Source organism: Roseicella aerolata, assembly GCF_020523605.1.
Taxonomy (GTDB): domain Bacteria; phylum Pseudomonadota; class Alphaproteobacteria; order Acetobacterales; family Acetobacteraceae; genus Paracraurococcus; species Paracraurococcus aerolatus.
This window is the reverse complement of the sequence record NZ_JAJAQI010000005.1, coordinates 25,119-42,640: the sequence shown is the minus strand read 5'-3', so window position 1 is coordinate 42,640 and position 17,522 is coordinate 25,119. Positions and strand designations below refer to the sequence as shown.

Here is a 17,522-nt window from a genome sequence, read left to right as displayed (position 1 = left end):
GTCAGGGAAGCCGAAGCCGCAGGCTGATCGGGCAATGATCGGAAAGCCGCTCCCGCCATTCGCGCTCGCGCTCCGCATAGACCATCACGCGGAAACTGTCGGGCACCAGCCAGCTTCGGGCCTCCCCGCCCAGCAGGATATGATCGATGAACCGACGTGGCCCGCGCGCCCCCGCCCAGCAGGGGTCGGAGACGCCTTCGGTGCTGCGGGTCAGGGGCGCCGCGGCGGTGAGGATGCGCAGCAACTCGTCCTCCGCCCCGCCGATCGCGCGGTTGAAGTCGCCGAGTATGGCGAAGGCGGTGCCCTCACGCCGGCGCTCCGTCACCCAGCCCGCCAGGATTTCCGCCTGCTGGCGGAGGGAGTCGCAATCCGGGATCGGGTCCGAGAGCGGCGCGTTGCGGCAGCCCGCATCGAGATGGATGGAGAGCAGGCGCAGGCGCCGTCCGGCGGCCTCGACCGTGATGTCGGTCCCGCGGCGGAGCGAGAAGCGGGCACGCGGGCGGAGATCCAACGCCGCGAGATCCGGGTTCTGCGCGGCACGCAGGCTGCGCTTCACAGCGAAGCCGGTGCGCTGCGTGTCCTGCTCGGCGGGGAAGAAGAAGGCATAGGTGCCAGGGTCGAAGACCCGCGCCGCCGCCTCCGGCCCGTCCACCTCCTGCAACGCGACCACATCGGCATCCAGCCGCTTCGCATAGGCGGCAAGGAGCTGCAAATCGACGGGGCGCCGCGGCGTGAGATTGCGCGGCAGGTCCGGGTCGCCGGCCTGGCGGAGGGTGAGCCAGGCGATGTTCCAGCTGGCGAGCTTGAGTTCTGCCGCGGCGGCGGGGATGGCAAGGACAAGGAGAATCAGGAGGAGCAGGGCGCGCATCCCCGCAGAGTGCCGGGAGCGGCCCCGGCTGGATAGCAACGGCATCGTCAAGCGCCCGGTGCCACGCTCGCCCGGGCACCGGATAGCAGGATCGTCCAGGCCGACCATCCGATTCGGCTGGAACTCTTCGCCTTTCGAGCAGAGTCACCCGTCCGCTTGATCACGGCCTCCGGCGATCTGCCCTACCCCGGGATCCGCACCGGCAGGCTGCGGATGCCGTGGATGAAGTTGGAGTAGATCCGCCTGGGCTCGCCCAGCACTTCGATGCGGTCGAAGCGGGCCAGGAGCTCCTCCCACAGGATCCGCAGCTGAAGCTCCGCCAGCCGGTTGCCGACGCAGCGGTGCACGCCGAAGCCGAAGGAGAGGTGCTGGCGGGCCCGCGGCCGGTCAATGATGAAGCGGTCCGGCTCCTCAATCGCCTCAGGGTCGCGGTTGCCGGAAACATACCACATGCAGACCTTGTCGCCGGCGCGGATCCGCTTGCCGCCGAACTCGAAATCCCGGCTGGCGGTGCGGCGCATATGGATCACCGGCGTCACCCAGCGGATGATCTCGGACACCATGTTCGGGATCAGGGAGGGATCGGCGCGCAGCTTGTCCCATTCCGCGGGATGCTGGTGCAGCGCATAGAGCCCGCCGGACATGGAATTCCGTGTGGTGTCGTTGCCACCGACGATCAGCAGGGCGAGGTTGCCCATGAATTCGCGCAGCGGCATGTCGCGCGTGGCCTCGCCATGCGCCAGCATGGAGAGCAGGTCGAAGCCCGGCGCCTGCGCCTTCCGCTCGTTGAACAGGCGGCCCATGGTCTCGGCCATCACCTTCAGCTCGGCGAAGCGCGCCTCCTCCGAATGCACCGGCGCCTCGGGGTCGGTGATGTCGGCGATCGCGACATCCGACCAGTAGGTGAGCTTGCCGCGTTCCTCGACCGGGAAGTCGAAGAGCGTCGCCAGCATCAGCGTGGTCAGCTCGATCGAGACCCGCTCGACCCAGTCGAACTCCTCGTTGCGGGGAAGCTGATCCAGCACGCGCCGGGTCCGCTCGCGGATCAGCGGCTCCATATTGGCGAGGTTGCCGGGCGCGACGATGGGCTGGATGACCTTACGCTGCTCGTCATGCTTCGGCGGATCCATGCGGATGAAGCTCGGGCGCTGCATGTCCTTCGGCTGGTCGAGGACCTGGATGCCGCCGAGCTCCGAGGAGAAGACCTGGTGGTTCACCTCGGCCGCCATGATGTCCTTGTAACGGGTGATGGACCAATAGGGACCGAAGCGGCTCTCGGCGCACCAGTGCACCGGGTCCTCCTGTCGCAGGCGGTCGAAATAGGCGAAGTAGGATTGGTTCTGGTACAGGCCGGGATCGCTGACATCGAAGCGTTCCAACGGGAGCTGGAGCGCGCGCCGGTCAGGAATGGCATTCATGGACGGTTGTCTCCCACGCGGGGCCGCGTCTGCGCGCGGCACCCGGGGAGCCTAGCGGAAGCTCCGGCCCGGGAGGGAAGGAAAACCCGCCAGGGGCGCGGCCGCTCCGGCCGTCAGGCCGCTACGTCTCGGCCTTCCCTGCGATGATACCGCCCGAGAGCGTCTCCGGGTTCCGCTCCCACCACCGTCCGGCATCCACCCAGGTAAGGAAATCCAGCACCGCCCGGTTGAAGGCATCCGGGTCCTCTATATTCATGGCGTGGCCGCAACGCGGCATGACCAGGAGCGCGCTGGTGGAGATGGTGCGCTTGAGAAACAGGCCGGGCTCCAGCGTCGGGTCGTCCTCGTCGCCGCAGATGATGAAGGTCGGCAGTTTCAGCTTGCGGAACTGGTCCTCAAGTTCGAACAGGTTAGGCCGCTCGCGCTGGACGCCCCGCATGGTCAGCACCGCCCCGTCCGTGTCATGTTCCGCGAGCTGGGACAGGAACTCGGCGTAACCGCGTGGGTCCTTCTCCTCGAAGACCAGGCGGGTCGGGCCACGGCCATAGGTCCTGGCCATCTTCCACATTCCCTCCTCGGCGATGCGGGCGGCGGTGGCGTCCACTTCGGCGCGGAACTGGTCGCGCTTGCCCGGGGCCGCACCATAGCCGACGCCGGCGGCCGTCAGGCTGCGCGCCAAGTGCGGGTGCCGGAGGCCGAGATGCAGGGTGGCGAAGGCTCCCATGGAGAGGCCGACCACATGCGCCGGCGCCAGATCCAGCCCTTTGATGATGGCGGCGATGTCGTCGGTCGCCCGGTCCTGGGAGTAGGCGGTGCCGTCATGGGGCACCGCGCTCGGAGGATAGCCGCGGGCATTGAAGGCGATGCAGCGGTAGCGCCGGGCGAAGAAGCGCATCTGCGGCTCCCAGCTCCGCGCATCGCCGGCAAATTCATGGACGAAGATGAGAGGCGTGCCGCTGCCGGCCTCCTCGTAATGCAGATCGACCCCGTCATCGGTGGTAATCACCGGCATGGCACCGTTCCCCCTGGGTCCTCCGGCCGGCAAGCGCCGGCGCGTCGCGCCGAAACGCCCGACGGCAAGACCCTGCCCCTGAACAAGCCGCAGCAGGCTACCCTCCGTCCGCAGGGCCCGAAAGTCCGCCCCGCCGGAAATGCATGGCTTCACGATCTGGATAGCCCTTCAAAGGGGACCTGTTTAGTCCTATTTGACGCCTGCGAAAGGGACGGGTGCCGTGCTGAGGCTGTCGAAGCTCACCGACTATGCCGTGGTGGTCATGGCCCGGCTCGCGCTGGATGGCGCGGGGCCGAACGGTCGTGTGCAGACCGCACCGGGTCTCGCTACCGCGACCGGCATCGCCGAGCCGACGGTGGCCAAGGTGCTGAAGATCCTGGGCCAAGCCGGCCTGGTCGAAGGCGTCCGCGGCGCCCGCGGTGGGTACCGGCTGACCCGGCCCTTGCCCGCGGTGCCGCTCTCCGAGGTCATCACCGCCGTGGATGGCCCGATCGCGCTGACCGCCTGCGTGGATGGCAGCCTGGGCCTGTGCGAGGCGGAGGGCGTCTGTGCCGTCCGCGGCCGCTGGGACCCGGTGAACGAAGCCATCCGCAACGCGCTCTCCGGGATCACGGTGGCCGACCTGGCCGGCCCGGCCCATTGCCCCGCCGCCCGGGTCTCCGCCCGCTTCGCCCCCATGCTTGCCGAATAGGGATCGTTCATGCCCGCCGTCACCGAGACGATCGACACCGTCCAGTCCGTCACCGAGGGCACCTACAAGTGGGGCTTCGAGACGGATATCGAGATGGAATTCGCCCCGAAGGGGCTGAACGAGGACATCGTCCGCTTCATCTCGAAGAAGAAGAACGAGCCGCAATGGCTGCTTGATTGGCGCCTGAAGGCCTTCGCCATCTGGAAGAAGATGGAGGAGCCGGTCTGGGCGGCGGTCAAGTATCCGCCGATCGACTACCAGGACGCCTACTACTACGCGGCGCCGGTGCAGAAGGTGAAGCCGAAGTCGCTGGACGAGGTGGACCCGGAACTGCTGCGGACCTATGCCAAGCTGGGCATCCCGCTGAAGGAGCAGGCGATTCTCGCGGGTGTCGAGGGCGCGGGGGAGACGCCCTCCGATGCCGGCCGGATGCCGGTCGCGGTGGACGCCGTTTTCGACAGCGTCAGCGTCGCCACCACCTTCAAGGCGCGGCTGGAGAAGGAGGGGATTATCTTCTGTGCCATCTCCGAGGCGGTGCAGACCCATCCGGAGCTGGTGCGGCAGTATCTCGGCACTGTCGTGCCGCAAGGCGACAATTTCTACGCGGCGCTAAACAGCGCGGTCTTCACTGATGGCAGCTTCGTCTACATCCCGAAGGGCGTGCGCTGCCCGATGGAGCTCTCCACCTATTTCCGGATTAATGCGAAGAGCACCGGCCAGTTCGAGCGCACGCTGATCATTGCCGAGGAGGGGAGCACGGTCTCCTATCTCGAAGGCTGCACGGCGCCGATGCGGGACGAGAACCAGCTGCACGCGGCAGTGGTGGAGCTGGTGGCGCTGGACGACGCGACCATCAAGTACAGCACGGTGCAGAACTGGTACCCCGGCGATGCCGAGGGCCGGGGCGGCATCTACAATTTCGTCACCAAGCGTGCGCATTGCCGCGGCAGGCGGAGCAAGGTGAGCTGGACCCAGGTGGAGACCGGCTCGGCCATCACCTGGAAGTATCCGTCGTGCGTGCTGCTCGGCGATGATTCGGTGGGCGAGTTCTATTCCGTTGCCATCACCAACAACCGCCAGCAGGCCGATACCGGCACGAAGATGATCCATGTCGGCAAGCGGACGACGAGCACCATCGTCTCCAAGGGCATCTCGGCCGGGCGCGGGCAGAACACCTATCGCGGCCTGGTGCGGGTGGCACCGACCGCGAGCAGCGCGCGCAACTTCACCCAGTGCGACTCGCTGCTGATCGGTGATCAGTGCGGCGCGCATACCGTGCCCTATATCGAGAACCGCTGCATGACGGCGAAGGTGGAGCACGAGGCGACCACCAGCCGCATCGCCGAGGACCAGCTCTTCTATTGCCGCCAGCGCGGCCTCTCGGAAGAGGACGCGGTTGGCCTCATCGTCAACGGCTTCTGCCGCGAGGTACTGAAGGAACTCCCGATGGAGTTCGCGGTGGAGGCGCAGAAGCTGCTGCAGATCAGCCTCGAAGGCTCGGTGGGCTAAGGAAAGACAGACTGATGCTGAAGATCGAAGGACTGACCGCCGAGGTCGAGGGCAAGCAGATCCTCAAGGGGATCGACCTGGAAGTGCCCGCCGGCGAGATCCACGCCATCATGGGCCCGAACGGCTCTGGCAAGAGCACGCTCTCCTATGTCCTCTCCGGCCGGGAAGGCTATGAGATCACCGGCGGCTCCGTGACCTTTAACGGCATTGACCTGCTGGCGATGGAGCCGGAGGAGCGCGCGGCGGCCGGCCTGTTCCTGGCCTTCCAGTACCCCGTGGAACTGCCGGGTGTCGGCAATGCGCTCTTCCTGCGCACGGCGCTAAACGCGGTGCGCAAGGCGCGCGGTGAGCCGGAGCTGGACGCCATGCAATTCCTGAAGGTGGCGCGGGATCGGCTGAAAGCGCTCCACATCTCCGAGGACATGCTGAAGCGCGGCGTGAATGTGGGCTTCTCTGGCGGCGAGAAGAAGCGCAACGAGGTGCTGCAGATGGCGCTGCTGTCGCCAAAGCTGGCGATCCTGGACGAGACCGACAGTGGCCTCGACATTGATGCGCTGAAGATCGTGGCGGATGGCGTGAACGCGCTGCGGGCCCCGGGCTTCTCCTCCCTCGTCATCACCCACTACCAGCGCCTGCTGGACTACATCGTGCCTGACAAGGTGCATGTCCTGATGAATGGCCGCATCGTGCAGACGGGCGGCCCCGAACTGGCGAAGCAGCTGGAGGAATCCGGCTACGCTTCGGTACAGGCCGCGGCATGACGGCGCTCGTCACCGGCGCGGCGGGCTTCCTGCACCGCTTCGAAGGGCTGCAGCAGCGTCTTCCTGGCGCGCGCCTGCCCTTCGTCCAGGCGCTGCGGGAGCAGGCGGCCGAAGCCTTCCGCAGGCAGGGCTTCCCGACCCGCCGCATCGAGGCCTGGAAGTACACCGATCTTCGCCCCGTGGCGGAAGCGGGCTTCGATGAGGCGCTGACTGCCATGGACGATTCGCCGGCGCTGCCGCCGGCGCATGGCGCCGCGCGCGCGGTCTTCGTCGATGGCCGCTTCCGTGCGGATCTCTCGATGCTGGACGGCCTTTCCTATGGCGCCGAGAGCCTGGCGGCAGCGCTGGAGCGGCAGGAAGGCCGCCTTGGTGCCCTGGCGCGCCCGGTGGAGCAGCCCATGGCGGCGCTCAACACCATGCTGTTCGAGGACGGTCTGGTGGTGACGGTGCCGGCGGGCGTGGCTGGCGGCGTGCTCGACCTTGTGTCGCTTGGCACGGCCTCCGAGCGGCCGGAAGCCTTCCATCCGCGCCACCTGATCCGACTGGAGGCAGGCGCGAGCCTGACGATCATCGAGACCGCGACCGGCCCGGCCGAGGCGCGTTACCTGCACAACCCGGTCTATGAGATCGAGGTGGCGTTCGGCGCCGTCCTGACGCATGCGCGGCTGCAGCAGGAGGGGGCGCGTGCCTTCCAGCTCTCGACCGCCTATGCGCGGGTCGAGAAGGGCGGGACCTATGACAACTTCACCCTGAATGCCGGTGGCAGGCTGGTGCGGAACGAGATCCACACCGTGCTCGCCGGCCCTGCTGCCACCTGCCACATGAACGGCGCGCAGTTGCTGCGCGACGGCCAGCATGCCGATACCACCACCTTCCTGGACCACGCGGCGCCCGACTGCGCCAGCCGGCAGACCTACAAGACCGTGCTGTCAGGCCGTTCGCGTGGCGTCTTCCAGGGCAAGATCCATGTCCACCAGGTCGCGCAGCGGACCGATGGCTACCAGATGAACCAGGCGCTGCTGCTCAGCCCGGAGGCGGAGATCGACAGCAAGCCGCAGCTGGAGATCTATGCAGACGACGTGAAGTGCAGCCACGGCGCGACGGTCGGCGCGATCGACGCCGAACAGCTCTTCTATCTCCGCGCCCGCGGTATCCCGGAGGCACGTGCCCGCGCCATGCTGGTTGAGGCCTTCTTGCGCGAGGCAATCGAGGGCGTGCAGGACGAGGCTGCGCGCGAGGCGCTGGATGCCGCGGTAACTGGCTGGTGGGACCGGCAGGGGGAGGCCGCGTGAGCTTCGACATCCAGTGCATTCGGCAGGATTTTCCGATCCTGCAACAGCAGATCAGAGGCAAGCCGCTGGTCTTCCTGGACAGCGGCGCCTCCGCCCAGAAGCCACGGGCCGTGATCGACGCCATGGTCCGCTGCATGGAGGAGCGCTACGCCAATGTCCATCGCGGTGCCTATTTCTTGAGCGAGGCGGCCACCGAGGCCTATGAGGCGGCGCGCGGCGCCGTCGCGCGCTTCATCAATGCGGCCGATCCGCGCGAGGTGATCTTCACCCCCAACAGCACCGCGGCGATCAACCTGGTTGCCCATAGCTGGGGCCGCGGCGTGCTGCGGCCTGGCCAGGCCGTGCTGATTAGCGAGATGGAACACCACGCCAACCTCGTGCCCTGGCAGATGCTGCGGGACGAGGGCAGGGGGATCGAGCTGCGCGTCGCCCGCGTGACCGATGCGGGCGAGCTGGATTTGGAGGATGTCGCGGCCAAGCTGGCGGACGGCAAGGTGGGGCTGGTTGCGATTACCCACATGTCCAACGTCCTCGGCACCGTCACGCCGGCCGAGCGGCTGGTGCGCATGGCCCATGACGCCGGTGCCAAAATTCTGTTCGACGGCAGCCAGGCCGCGGTGCACCGTCGCGTGGACATGCAGGCGCTGGGCGCGGATTTCTATGCCTTCACCGGCCATAAGCTCTACGGGCCTACCGGCATAGGCGTGCTCTGGGCGCGACTGGAGCATCAGGAGCGCATGCCACCCTTCCTCGGCGGCGGCGACATGATCGCCATGGTGACGATCGACCGTACCGAATGGGCCGCGCCGCCTGCGAAGTTCGAGGCGGGGACGCCACCGATTATCGAGGCCGTCGGGCTGCACGCGGCGGTGGACTACGTCTCCGCCATCGGCATGCCCGCGGTCGAGGCGCATGAGCGTCGGCTGGTGGACCACGCGATGCGGCGGCTATCGGATATCGAAAGTCTTGGCCTGCTGGGGCGGGCGCAGGATCGCGGTGGCGTCTTCGCCTTCTCGCTCGACAACGCCCATCCGCATGACCTGGCGACGCTGCTCGACCGTGCCGGCATCGCGGTGCGTGCGGGACGGCATTGCGCGGAGCCGCTGCATACCCGCTTCGGCATGGAGGGCGGCACCGTCCGTGCCAGCTTCGGACTGTACACGACCGAGGGCGAGATCGACTACCTCGCGGAGGCCTTGAGCAAGGCCCGGGAATTCTTTGCATGACGTCCGGTTGGAAGCCTCGCCGGCAGTCGGAGGTGACCTGATGTTCGACGACCTGCGCGACCTCTACCAGGAAGTCATCCTGGACCATGGCCGCAAGCCGCGGAATTTCCGTCGGCTTGAGGATGCGGACCGCAGCGCACGCGGCGACAATCCGATGTGTGGGGATCGGCTGGAACTCTACCTGAAACTCGCGCCCGACGGCTCCATAGCGGACGCTGCCTTCCAGGGACGCGGCTGCGCCATCTCCACCGCCAGCGCCTCGTTGATGACGGAGACGGTGAAGGGCAAGTCGGCCGGGCAGGCGCATGCGCTGGCCGAGCGTTTCCGTGAACTTGCCATGACCGGCACCTGCCCGGATTGCGGGACTGACCTCGCCGAGGAGATGGAGCGGCTGCAGCCCCTCTCGGGCGTGCATGAATTCCCGAGCCGGGTGAAGTGCGCGACGCTCGCTTGGCACACCCTGAACGCCGCGCTGGAAGGCGCGAAGGAGGCGAGCAGTGAGTGAGGATGCGACCGCTGCGTCCGCGACCCATGGTGCCTGGACGCCAGAGGGCGAGACGCCACCGCCCATGCCCAAGGTGAGCGAGGACGCCATCGTCACCATGCTGAAGACCGTCTTCGACCCGGAGATCCCGGTCGACATCTACGAACTCGGCCTGATCTATGCGGTCGAGATCGGGGATGACGGCAAGGTCAAAGTCGAGATGACGCTCACCACACCGTCCTGCCCCTCGGCCCAGGAACTGCCGAGCCAGGTGGAGGAAGCGGTCCGGATGGTGCCTGGCGTCAGCGATGTGGAGGTGGAGGTGGTCTGGGACCCGCCCTGGGACCAGGGGCGGATGAGCGAGGATGCCCGCCTCGCACTCAACATGTACTGATATTTGATATTGGAGGGCATGACGATGAGCACGACCACACAGCCCACCGCCCGCCCGAAGCGCGCCCTGCCGCCATTGATGCAGCTGACCGATGCGGCTGCGGAGCGGCTGCGCCGTCTCTACGCCTCCGGCGAGGAGGGACGGCTGCTGCGGATCGGTGTGAAAACCAAGGGCTGCTCCGGCCTTTCCTACGACCTTTCCTGGGTGGACGGGCCGCAGAAGGGCGACGAGCAGGTGACCGACAAGGGCGTCACCGTGCTGGTGGACAGCAAGGCCAGTCTTTTCCTGATCGGCACGGTGATGGATTACGAGGTGAAGGCGATGTCGGCCGGCTTCACCTTCAGCAATCCCAATGAGAAAGGCCGCTGCGGCTGCGGCGAGAGTTTCCACGTGTGATGGCGTTCGGGGCCGTGCCGCTCGCCACCCATTGATCTCGCATCCAGCGGTAACGGGTCCTAGGCTATCAGCCAGCTATGGTGAGGCGGAGGCACAGGTGCGAGTCGCTGGAGTGTTTGTGGTGGTGGCTGGGCTGCTGGCGCCTGACTTGGCCTCGGGGCAGGCGGTCGGTCCGCGCATCCATGCGGGTGAGGGCATTGCCGGGATGTTCAGCGAAATCCGCGGCGGCCCCATCTGGCATGATCCCGCTGCCAAGGAGGACAGCCTCGCCATCAATGGCGAACTGCTTTTCGCCAGCTTCATACCCGCGCACGCAGTCGGCGGCATCGATCCGCTCTATCGTTGGGCGCTGACGCCGCGGCCGCATCTCGGCTTCTCCGCCAATACCGAGGGGAAAACGACCAAAGGATATTTTGGTCTGACCTGGACCACGCTACTGGCCCGCGACTTGCTGCATCCGGGCGACGGCATCCGCCTGGATATCGTATTCGGCGGTTCGGTCAATGACGGGAAGCACAACTCACGCTTGCCGGATCGCAAGGATCTCGGCGGCAACCTGTTGTTCCGGGTCGGCGGGGAAATAGGCTATCAGTTCGACCGGAACTGGTCCGTGTCGTTCTTTGTTGACCATGACTCCAATGCAGGTACGGCGCGGCGCAATCAGGGGCTCAATAGTGTCGGACTTCGAATCGGCTATGCATTGTAGGCAAGGGTGAAATTCGGGCGGTAGCCGCTTCCATCCATTTTGGTGAAATACCCGCAAGCGATCATGTCCGACGGTCCGGCTCTCCTCGCGTGGCTGCATCGCGTCGTGTGACGCGAGCGAGAAGCCGGAGCCAGGATGTGACTGGGGTAAATCGATGGAAGCGACAGAGATCGACTTCGGCTCCAACCCGCTGCCGACCTTGCTTCAGAACGGATTGAAAATTCCCTCCTTGAGGGGCAGGCTGCGGATCGTGAGCGGTACGGCGTTCGAGGCACCGACCTCCGTCCAGCCGCAGCTCCTCTTCGGCTATCCGCTCCAGATCGGCGCGTTCTGCTCGATATCCGGCACAGGTTCGCTCGAGAATGTGCAGATCGGCCGGTACGTCTCCATCGCTTCCGGTGTCGTCGTCGGAACGCACGAGCATCCGATGGACTGGCTCACCAGTTCGCGGATCACCTATCATCCGCAACTGCATGACTGGCACCGGTTCTGCGCGCCGGACCGCGTGGAAGAGATCCTGGCAAATCGTTGCCGCTTCGCCGGTGCCTGTCCGACCACTCGCATCGGCAATGATGTCTGGATCGGCAACAGCGTCTTCATCAAGTCCGGCGTAACGATCGGGGATGGTGCTGTCATCGGGGCCCGGTCGGTGGTAACAAAGGACGTTCCGCCCTATAGTATCGCAGTAGGCTCGCCGGCCAAGGTGCGCCGCCCACGCTTCAGTGAACGCATCGTAGAACGACTGATGCGGCTGCGCTGGTGGCGCTACTCCCTGTATGACCTCGCCGGCGTATCTTTTGACTGCGTTGAGAGCGCGATCAGCCAAGTGGAGCAGCGCATCGCTGACCAGGACATTTCCCCTTACCAGGGACGCGTCTGGGGGCCGGGCGACCTGAAAGCGCTGTTCACCCCCGAGGCCAAGCCTGTGGCATAAGTCGGACCATGCCGGGCAGGGCGGTATATGCGGTAGCCCCTGGTCGGAATGGAAGCGGGAATGTCCGCAAGTCCGTTTAGGGGCGGTGGTGTTTACCGGAAGTGCAGCGGTTCTTGAAAAATATGGCGAACGGGGCCTTGGCGGCGGCCCACTCCCTCTGCGGCATCTTCCACTCCTTCGAGGTCCGCCTCAAGACCAGGAACAGCAGCTTCAGCACGGCCTTGTCTGTCGGCTGGTGGCCGCGGGCCTCATCCTGCCCCGATGCAATAGGGTCGCGAGGTCGCTAAACCTCGCCGAAATCTCGGCTGCCATGGCGTTCAGCCGAGAAATTCTCTCCAGGCGAGTCATCCACGGCGACGACGGGATCGTCGATCAGTACTGTCGTTTGAAACAGACTTTTCGACCCGCTGTCCGGAATTGCCTCAGAGATGCTGATCAGCGAAATTCTGTGCCATCTGCAGTCTGCAAGACACCGGGGCGGAGCCCGCGCGACGATTGCCGCGGTGAAGAGTTAATCCTGCCGGATGAGGTCGTCCGACACTCAGGATGGATCTCGGGGCTCCGCCTTGGGGCCCGGAAATAACCGCGCCTGAGGTCGGGAGGATACCCCAGGCGCGGGCTCGGTCTCCTCGAGCGGCAACAGACTAAATTTGGCCGCTCCGAAACAGGTGGAGTGTCGCGCCTGCGGATTTTTGTCTTAGGAAATATCCCCCGGTCCCGACGAAATCTTCCACCCGGTTCCTGAAATCGTCGATGTTTCCTTTTTCTGCCAAATATTTAGTGACGAAGGTGCTTGAGGTGTCTTGCGGCGGCCGGAGCATGTAGCGTTCCTGCTGGAAGTGGAAGACATAGTCGGGCTTCTCATGCATGAGGAGTTCCGGTCGAAGTTCCGGGCCGAAGATGGTCATCGAACGGGAGAAGTGGGTGAGGAAGAAATCCTTGAAATAATCGAAGCTTGAAGAACGAAGAATGAGAGCTTTTGGCCGCCATCCACTGGTGCCTTCGATGATCTGAAGCCCACCATTGTTGACGACCTCGTTCGAAAAAACGACCTGCTGTTCGCTGGAAAATGCCGGATTCGAAAAATGCCGAATTGGCTCCGGACCGAGGTCCGCAAGACGCCCCAGATCCCCTTGCTGCTTGGCATCCTGGATCCGCGGCGTGGCCACGCAAGCCCCGAGCGTGCCGTCATTCAGGCGCTGGATGATATGCTGATAGGCGGACCAGGCGCCGCGATGGGTCCAATGGGTATCGGTCCTGTGAAACCGATCACCATCGGTGGAAAGCTGGCGCAAGGCATCGGACAGATCAATAAAGAAACTGGCGAAATCCCGATGCAAGCCGAGGTCAAAGGCCCGGCCGAGTAGTGCATGAATGGGGGCGTTGTTCGGAAGCATTCGGGGCCGGAGGTCGGCCGGGAGAAGATGGCTGAGGATGCGCTCCTTGGACGGAACTAGGATCCAGAAATATCGTATGCCAAGATTCTTACAAAAATGAAATCGTGTTAAATGACACGCAATGAGACGGTCCAGATCTGCCGGAAAAGGCACAAGATTGCCAAGAAGGAATTCCGTGTACCTATTGCTCTCCTTCCCAACAAACAGAAATCCGTCCTCTCCTTTGATGATCTGTTCCATTACTAACTCCGGGAATTCGCGTTTGAGTCGGTGAGGATTGCTGCTGTCGCGTGACTGAAAAACCAGTGTCGGCCTGGGTCTCTTTTAAAGTCCCGGCCGGCGCGGGGCGACTAGCCTGCATTCCCATCGCGTCGCCGATCAAAATGGGAGGGGCATGGTCAGGCAGGCGTCACGTGCCATGCCTGGGCCGCCATCATGCTGGACCCGGTTCTGCACGGCCCTGAACACTCATCCGACCTGTTCCGTACCGAGGAAGCCGATTGAACCGCGCAACTCCTGAATTCGGCGGCGCGGTCACCGTTCTTGCGAATGCTTCTTTCCCAATCGTGAATGCCGGAGTTCCATGCCGCCAGCGCGTCCCGCCCTGCCTGCCGGATCAGGCGATCCCTGCCGCAAGCAGCGCATGCATATGCAGCGCGCCCACCGGGCGCTCGCCTTCCACCGCGACAAGGACCGAGATCTTGCGGTCATTCATCTCCTTCAGCGCGGCGCTCGCCAGCATCTCCGGCACGGTGCTGTACGGCGATCGCGTCATCAGCTCGGCCGCCTTCCGCTGCATGATATCGGGCGTCATATGGCGGCGGAGATCACCGTCGGTGATGATCCCGGCCAGCGCGCCGGCCGAATCCACCACGATGGCGCAGCCGAGGCTGTGCCCGGTCATCGCCACGATGACAGCGCCCATATCCATGTCTTCGCGCACGAGCGGCAGGTCCGGCGCCTTCTTCATCAGGTCGCCCACTGTGAGCAGCTGGGCGCCAAGCTTTCCGCCCGGATGGAACTGGTGGAAATTGGCCGGGGTGAAGCCGCGCTTCTCCAGCAACGCGATGGCGACGGCATCGCCGAGCGCGAGCTGGAGGGTGGTGGAGGTGGTGGGCGCCAGGCCGTGCGGGCAGGCTTCCTCGACCTTCGGCAGGATCAGCGGCACATCCGCCGCCTTGCCGAGCGCGCTTCCGGCGCCGGAGGTGATGGCAACCAGGGGCACGCGGTGCCGGCGCGAATAATGGATGATGTCGCGCAACTCGGCCGTCTCGCCCGACCAGGAAAGGGCCAGGATGACATCACCCGAGGTGACCATGCCGAGATCGCCATGGCTGGCCTCGGCCGGGTGCAGGAAGAAGGCCGGCGTGCCTGTGGAGGCCAGTGTCGCGGTGATCTTGTTGCCGACATGGCCGCTCTTGCCCATGCCGGTGACGATCAGCCGGCCCTGGGCGGCGTGGATGGTTTCCACCGCGCGCACGAAGGCCTCGCCCAGGGGACCCTTCATCGCCTCCTGCAGCAGGCCGAGGCCGGCGGTCTCGATGGCCAGGGTGCGCAGGCCGGCGGCGAGAATTCCCTTCGCATCGGCCGGGCCGCGCCGCAGGGTGCTGGCAGCGATCTGTGCGGTCATGCTCCAACTCCCGATCCCGGCGTCAGCATGCGCCGCGCCTTTTCCAGATCCGCCGGGGTATCGACCCCGAGCGGCACTTCATCCACCTCCATGGCGTCGATGCGCATCCCCGCCTCCAATGCGCGGAGTTGCTCCAGCTTCTCCCGCCGCTCCAGTGGGGAGGGCGGCAGGATGACGAAGCGCGCCAGCGCCGTCCGCCGCCAGGCATAAAGTCCGATATGATGCCAGAGCGGCCCTTCGCCCCAGGGCGCGGTCGCGCGGGTAAAATAGAGCGCGCGGTGGCGCCCGCCGCCCAGTGCGGTGCCGACGAACTTCACGACATGCGGGGCGGTACGGTCCTCATCCTCGCGGATCTCGGCGATCAGCGTCGCGAGCGCCACCTCCGGCTCCGCCATGGGCTCGAGCGAGGCGCGGATCGCCCTGGTAGAAATGGTCGGCAGGTCCCCCTGGACATTCACCAGGATATCGTGTCGGCCGTCCGGATCGAGCCGCTCGAGCGCCTCATGGATGCGGTCGGAGCCCGAGGCGTGGTGCTCGCCCGTCATCACCGCCGTGCCGCCATGGGCGCGCACCGCCTCGGCAATGGCCGGCGTGTCGGTCGCGACCGCGACCTCGCCTACGTCGGCCTCCTGCGCGCGCTTCAGGACCTGAACGATCATCGGCAGGCCGTTGATGTCGAGCAGCGGCTTGCCGGGCAGGCGCGTGGCGGCGAGCCGGGCCGGGATGAGGACGAGCGGCCTCATGCCGGCAGCACGATGCGGCGGGCCTTGGCGACGGCGTCGAAGGCCATGAGATCCTCGATCAGGCGGGAGAACTCCTTCAGCGGCACCATGTTCGGCCCGTCCGAAGGCGCGCGCTCCGGCGCCTCATGCGTCTCGATGAAGAGACCGGCGACGCCGACCGCGACCGCCGCGCGCGCCAGCACGGGGACGAATTCCCGCTGCCCGCCGGAGGCGCCGCCGAGCCCGCCCGGCTGCTGCACCGAATGGGTCGCGTCGAAGATGACGGGCGCTCCCATCGCCGCCATCTGCGGCAGGCCGCGCATGTCGGTGACCAGGGTGTTGTAGCCGAAGCTGGTGCCACGCTCGGTCGCCAGGACATTCGGGTTGCCCGAGCCGGTGACCTTGGCGATGACGTTCTTCATGTCCCAGGGGGCGAGGAACTGGCCCTTCTTGATGTTCACCACCCGCCCGGTCTCGGCAGCGGCGACCAGCAGGTCGGTCTGGCGGCAGAGAAAGGCCGGGATCTGCAGGATGTCCACCGTCTCGGCCACCGGCGCGCAATGCCCCGGCTCGTGCACATCGGTCAGGGTGGGCAGGCCGAAGCGCTCCCTGATCTCGGCGAAGACCTCCAGCGCCTTCGCCATGCCGATGCCGCGCGCGCCCGAGAGGCTGGTGCGGTTGGCCTTGTCATAGGACGCCTTGAAGACCAGCCCGATGCCGAGCTGCCGCGAGATCCCCTGCAGCGCCTCCGCCATCTCCAGCGCATGCTCGCGGCTCTCCATCTGGCAGGGGCCGGCGATGAGCGCGATGGGGGCGTCATTGGTGAAGCGGACATCGCCGACGGCGACGATGGGGGAGGGGGCCAGGACAGGTCTTCTGTTCGACATCGCTTACCGGGATCCGGTCCGGCTGGACCGGGCCTCCGCCTTCCAGTTGAGGAGCTGAATCGGGCCTTGGATTCGCAGGGTAGCAGGGCGCGGGTCCCGCCTGGCGCGCCGCCGGCAAATCTCCAGGCGCTGGCCGGGCGGCCCCTGCCGGTCAAGATGAGTTGCATTTAGGCGATGCGCGGGGCTGGTGAAAGTCCGGCTTGGCGGCGTTGCTGGGGCAGCACCCACCATCCGGAGGCCCCGATGACCGAACGCCGCCACCTGCTGACCGCCGCCGCTCTCGGCCTCGCCGCCGGGACCGGGGAGGCCGGCGCGCAGCCCCGCCCGGGGCCGCTCGCCGGCCGCGCCGCGCTCGTCACCGGGGCGGCGCGGGGGATCGGCCGGGCGACGGCCATCCTGCTGGCGCAGCAGGGGGCCGATATCGCGCTGCTGGACATCGCCCGGCCGGAGGCCATCCCGCAGACCGGCTACAGGCTCGCCTCGGCCGAGGACCTCGCCGAGGCGGCGCGGCTGGTCGCCGCGAACGGCGTCCGGGCCCTGCCGCTGGCGGCCGATCTCCGCGACCGGGCGGCCACAGAGGCGGCGATCGGCCGCGCCGTCGGCGAGCTTGGCGGGCTCGATATCCTTGTTGCCAATGCCGGCATCAACGTGTCGCGCGGCGCCGTCACGGCGGTGGATGCCGAGGCCTGGCAGGCACTGTTGGACGTCAACCTGACCGGTACCTGGCACAGCGTGCGGGCCGCGCTGCCCGGCCTGCGCCGACGTGGCGGCGGGCGCATCGTGCTGGTCACCAGCATCCAGGCCCGGCGCGGCGCCGAGAATTCCGGCGCCTATGCCGCGACCAAATGGGGCCTGACCGGCCTGATGAAGTCGCTCGCCCATGAACTCGGGCCGGAGGGCATCACGGTCAATGCCGTGGCGCCCACCACAGTGAGCACCGTAATGGTGCATGGCGGTCGTCCGCGCGAGGAACCGGCTGACCCGCGCGAGGCAGGGAAGCGGCTGGGCTATCTCCTGCCGCGGCCCATGCTGCAGCCGGAAGAGATCGCCCAAGCAATCGCCTATCTTTGTGGCCCGGGCGCCGGCGCCGTCTCAGGCGTCACCCTCGACGTGAATGCCGGCCAGTCCGCCAGCCTCAGCGCCTGAGGCCAACGTCGGCGCAACGGGCCGGCGCCGCCGTGCCGTGCGGTGTCAA

Annotated in this window: 18 protein-coding genes; 11 read left to right on the top strand and 7 right to left on the bottom strand. The window is 66.4% G+C overall.

Annotation, left to right across the window (positions count from 1 at the left end; translation table 11 throughout):
- Position 1 precedes the first annotated feature (1 nt).
- From LHA35_RS04710 to LHA35_RS04700, 3 genes are all read right to left on the bottom strand, one after another.
- Complete coding sequence (locus tag LHA35_RS04710) at positions 2-868, bottom strand: endonuclease/exonuclease/phosphatase family protein (protein ID WP_226605159.1); 867 nt, start codon at positions 866-868, stop codon at positions 2-4.
- A gap of 182 nt (positions 869-1,050) precedes the next feature.
- The gene (locus LHA35_RS04705; protein ID WP_226605158.1) at positions 1,051-2,286 is read right to left on the bottom strand and encodes a cytochrome P450; all 1,236 of its coding nucleotides are present in this window, start codon (positions 2,284-2,286) and stop codon (positions 1,051-1,053) included.
- 121 nt (positions 2,287-2,407) lie between these two features.
- Positions 2,408-3,298 (bottom strand): alpha/beta fold hydrolase, encoded by an 891-nt coding sequence (locus LHA35_RS04700; protein ID WP_226605156.1) that lies wholly within the window; start codon positions 3,296-3,298, stop codon positions 2,408-2,410.
- 220 nt (positions 3,299-3,518) lie between these two features.
- Here LHA35_RS04700 and LHA35_RS04695 point away from each other — a divergent pair, with 220 nt between their 5' ends.
- The 10 genes from LHA35_RS04695 (at position 3,519) to LHA35_RS28875 (ending at position 11,691) form a co-directional block, all read left to right on the top strand.
- Positions 3,519-3,989: an SUF system Fe-S cluster assembly regulator gene (locus LHA35_RS04695; RefSeq protein ID WP_226605154.1), complete on the top strand. Its 471-nt coding sequence runs from the start codon at positions 3,519-3,521 to the stop codon at positions 3,987-3,989.
- 9 nt (positions 3,990-3,998) lie between these two features.
- A complete protein-coding gene (gene sufB / locus LHA35_RS04690) occupies positions 3,999-5,498 on the top strand; it encodes a Fe-S cluster assembly protein SufB (protein WP_226605152.1) in 1,500 nt (499 codons plus the stop codon).
- Between the two features lie 14 nt (positions 5,499-5,512).
- Positions 5,513-6,259: a Fe-S cluster assembly ATPase SufC gene (gene sufC, locus LHA35_RS04685; RefSeq protein WP_226605151.1), complete on the top strand. Its 747-nt coding sequence runs from the start codon at positions 5,513-5,515 to the stop codon at positions 6,257-6,259.
- A complete protein-coding gene (sufD, locus tag LHA35_RS04680; RefSeq protein ID WP_226605149.1) occupies positions 6,256-7,551 on the top strand; it encodes a Fe-S cluster assembly protein SufD in 1,296 nt (431 codons plus the stop codon). Before sufC ends, sufD begins: the two co-directional genes overlap by 4 nt.
- Positions 7,548-8,777: an aminotransferase class V-fold PLP-dependent enzyme gene (locus LHA35_RS04675; protein ID WP_226605148.1), complete on the top strand. Its 1,230-nt coding sequence runs from the start codon at positions 7,548-7,550 to the stop codon at positions 8,775-8,777. The genes sufD and LHA35_RS04675 overlap by 4 nt, the downstream gene beginning before the upstream one ends.
- A gap of 40 nt (positions 8,778-8,817) precedes the next feature.
- Complete coding sequence (sufU, locus tag LHA35_RS04670) at positions 8,818-9,282, top strand: Fe-S cluster assembly sulfur transfer protein SufU (RefSeq protein ID WP_226605146.1); 465 nt, start codon at positions 8,818-8,820, stop codon at positions 9,280-9,282.
- Positions 9,275-9,655, top strand: a complete 381-nt coding sequence (locus LHA35_RS04665; RefSeq protein ID WP_226605144.1) for an SUF system Fe-S cluster assembly protein — start codon at positions 9,275-9,277, stop codon at positions 9,653-9,655. Before sufU ends, LHA35_RS04665 begins: the two co-directional genes overlap by 8 nt.
- A 24-nt stretch (positions 9,656-9,679) precedes the next feature.
- Positions 9,680-10,051 (top strand): HesB/IscA family protein, encoded by a 372-nt coding sequence (locus LHA35_RS04660; RefSeq protein ID WP_226605142.1) that lies wholly within the window; start codon positions 9,680-9,682, stop codon positions 10,049-10,051.
- A gap of 124 nt (positions 10,052-10,175) precedes the next feature.
- Positions 10,176-10,757: an acyloxyacyl hydrolase gene (locus LHA35_RS04655; protein ID WP_226605139.1), complete on the top strand. Its 582-nt coding sequence runs from the start codon at positions 10,176-10,178 to the stop codon at positions 10,755-10,757.
- Between the two features lie 154 nt (positions 10,758-10,911).
- The gene (locus tag LHA35_RS28875; protein ID WP_274707746.1) at positions 10,912-11,691 is read left to right on the top strand and encodes a CatB-related O-acetyltransferase; all 780 of its coding nucleotides are present in this window, start codon (positions 10,912-10,914) and stop codon (positions 11,689-11,691) included.
- Between the two features lie 644 nt (positions 11,692-12,335).
- Here LHA35_RS28875 and LHA35_RS04645 read toward each other — a convergent pair.
- The 4 genes from LHA35_RS04645 to kdsA form a co-directional block, all read right to left on the bottom strand.
- A complete protein-coding gene (locus LHA35_RS04645; RefSeq protein ID WP_226605137.1) occupies positions 12,336-13,328 on the bottom strand; it encodes an alginate O-acetyltransferase AlgX-related protein in 993 nt (330 codons plus the stop codon).
- 376 nt (positions 13,329-13,704) lie between these two features.
- Complete coding sequence (locus LHA35_RS04640; protein WP_226605132.1) at positions 13,705-14,718, bottom strand: KpsF/GutQ family sugar-phosphate isomerase; 1,014 nt, start codon at positions 14,716-14,718, stop codon at positions 13,705-13,707.
- Complete coding sequence (locus LHA35_RS04635; protein ID WP_226605130.1) at positions 14,715-15,461, bottom strand: 3-deoxy-manno-octulosonate cytidylyltransferase; 747 nt, start codon at positions 15,459-15,461, stop codon at positions 14,715-14,717. The genes LHA35_RS04640 and LHA35_RS04635 overlap by 4 nt, the downstream gene beginning before the upstream one ends.
- Entirely contained in the window at positions 15,458-16,327 is an 870-nt protein-coding gene (gene kdsA / locus LHA35_RS04630) for a 3-deoxy-8-phosphooctulonate synthase (protein ID WP_226605127.1), read from the bottom strand. The genes LHA35_RS04635 and kdsA overlap by 4 nt, the downstream gene beginning before the upstream one ends.
- A 243-nt stretch (positions 16,328-16,570) precedes the next feature.
- Between kdsA and LHA35_RS04625 the strand changes: the two genes are divergently transcribed.
- Positions 16,571-17,473: an SDR family oxidoreductase gene (locus tag LHA35_RS04625; RefSeq protein ID WP_226605124.1), complete on the top strand. Its 903-nt coding sequence runs from the start codon at positions 16,571-16,573 to the stop codon at positions 17,471-17,473.
- Positions 17,474-17,522: the final 49 nt, after the last annotated feature.

Coding starts and splice junctions, on each gene's coding strand:
- sufB (WP_226605152.1), top strand. CDS start 3,999: ATGCCCGCCGTCACCGAGACGATCGACACCGTCCAGTCCGTCACCGAG.
- LHA35_RS04710 (WP_226605159.1), bottom strand. CDS start 868: ATGCGCGCCCTGCTCCTCCTGATTCTCCTTGTCCTTGCCATCCCCGCC.
- LHA35_RS04700 (WP_226605156.1), bottom strand. CDS start 3,298: ATGCCGGTGATTACCACCGATGACGGGGTCGATCTGCATTACGAGGAG.
- LHA35_RS04645 (WP_226605137.1), bottom strand. CDS start 13,328: ATGGAACAGATCATCAAAGGAGAGGACGGATTTCTGTTTGTTGGGAAG.
- LHA35_RS04640 (WP_226605132.1), bottom strand. CDS start 14,718: ATGACCGCACAGATCGCTGCCAGCACCCTGCGGCGCGGCCCGGCCGAT.
- LHA35_RS28875 (WP_274707746.1), top strand. CDS start 10,912: ATGGAAGCGACAGAGATCGACTTCGGCTCCAACCCGCTGCCGACCTTG.
- sufD (WP_226605149.1), top strand. CDS start 6,256: ATGACGGCGCTCGTCACCGGCGCGGCGGGCTTCCTGCACCGCTTCGAA.
- sufU (WP_226605146.1), top strand. CDS start 8,818: ATGTTCGACGACCTGCGCGACCTCTACCAGGAAGTCATCCTGGACCAT.
- LHA35_RS04705 (WP_226605158.1), bottom strand. CDS start 2,286: ATGAATGCCATTCCTGACCGGCGCGCGCTCCAGCTCCCGTTGGAACGC.
- sufC (WP_226605151.1), top strand. CDS start 5,513: ATGCTGAAGATCGAAGGACTGACCGCCGAGGTCGAGGGCAAGCAGATC.
- LHA35_RS04660 (WP_226605142.1), top strand. CDS start 9,680: ATGAGCACGACCACACAGCCCACCGCCCGCCCGAAGCGCGCCCTGCCG.
- LHA35_RS04635 (WP_226605130.1), bottom strand. CDS start 15,461: ATGAGGCCGCTCGTCCTCATCCCGGCCCGGCTCGCCGCCACGCGCCTG.
- kdsA (WP_226605127.1), bottom strand. CDS start 16,327: ATGTCGAACAGAAGACCTGTCCTGGCCCCCTCCCCCATCGTCGCCGTC.
- LHA35_RS04625 (WP_226605124.1), top strand. CDS start 16,571: ATGACCGAACGCCGCCACCTGCTGACCGCCGCCGCTCTCGGCCTCGCC.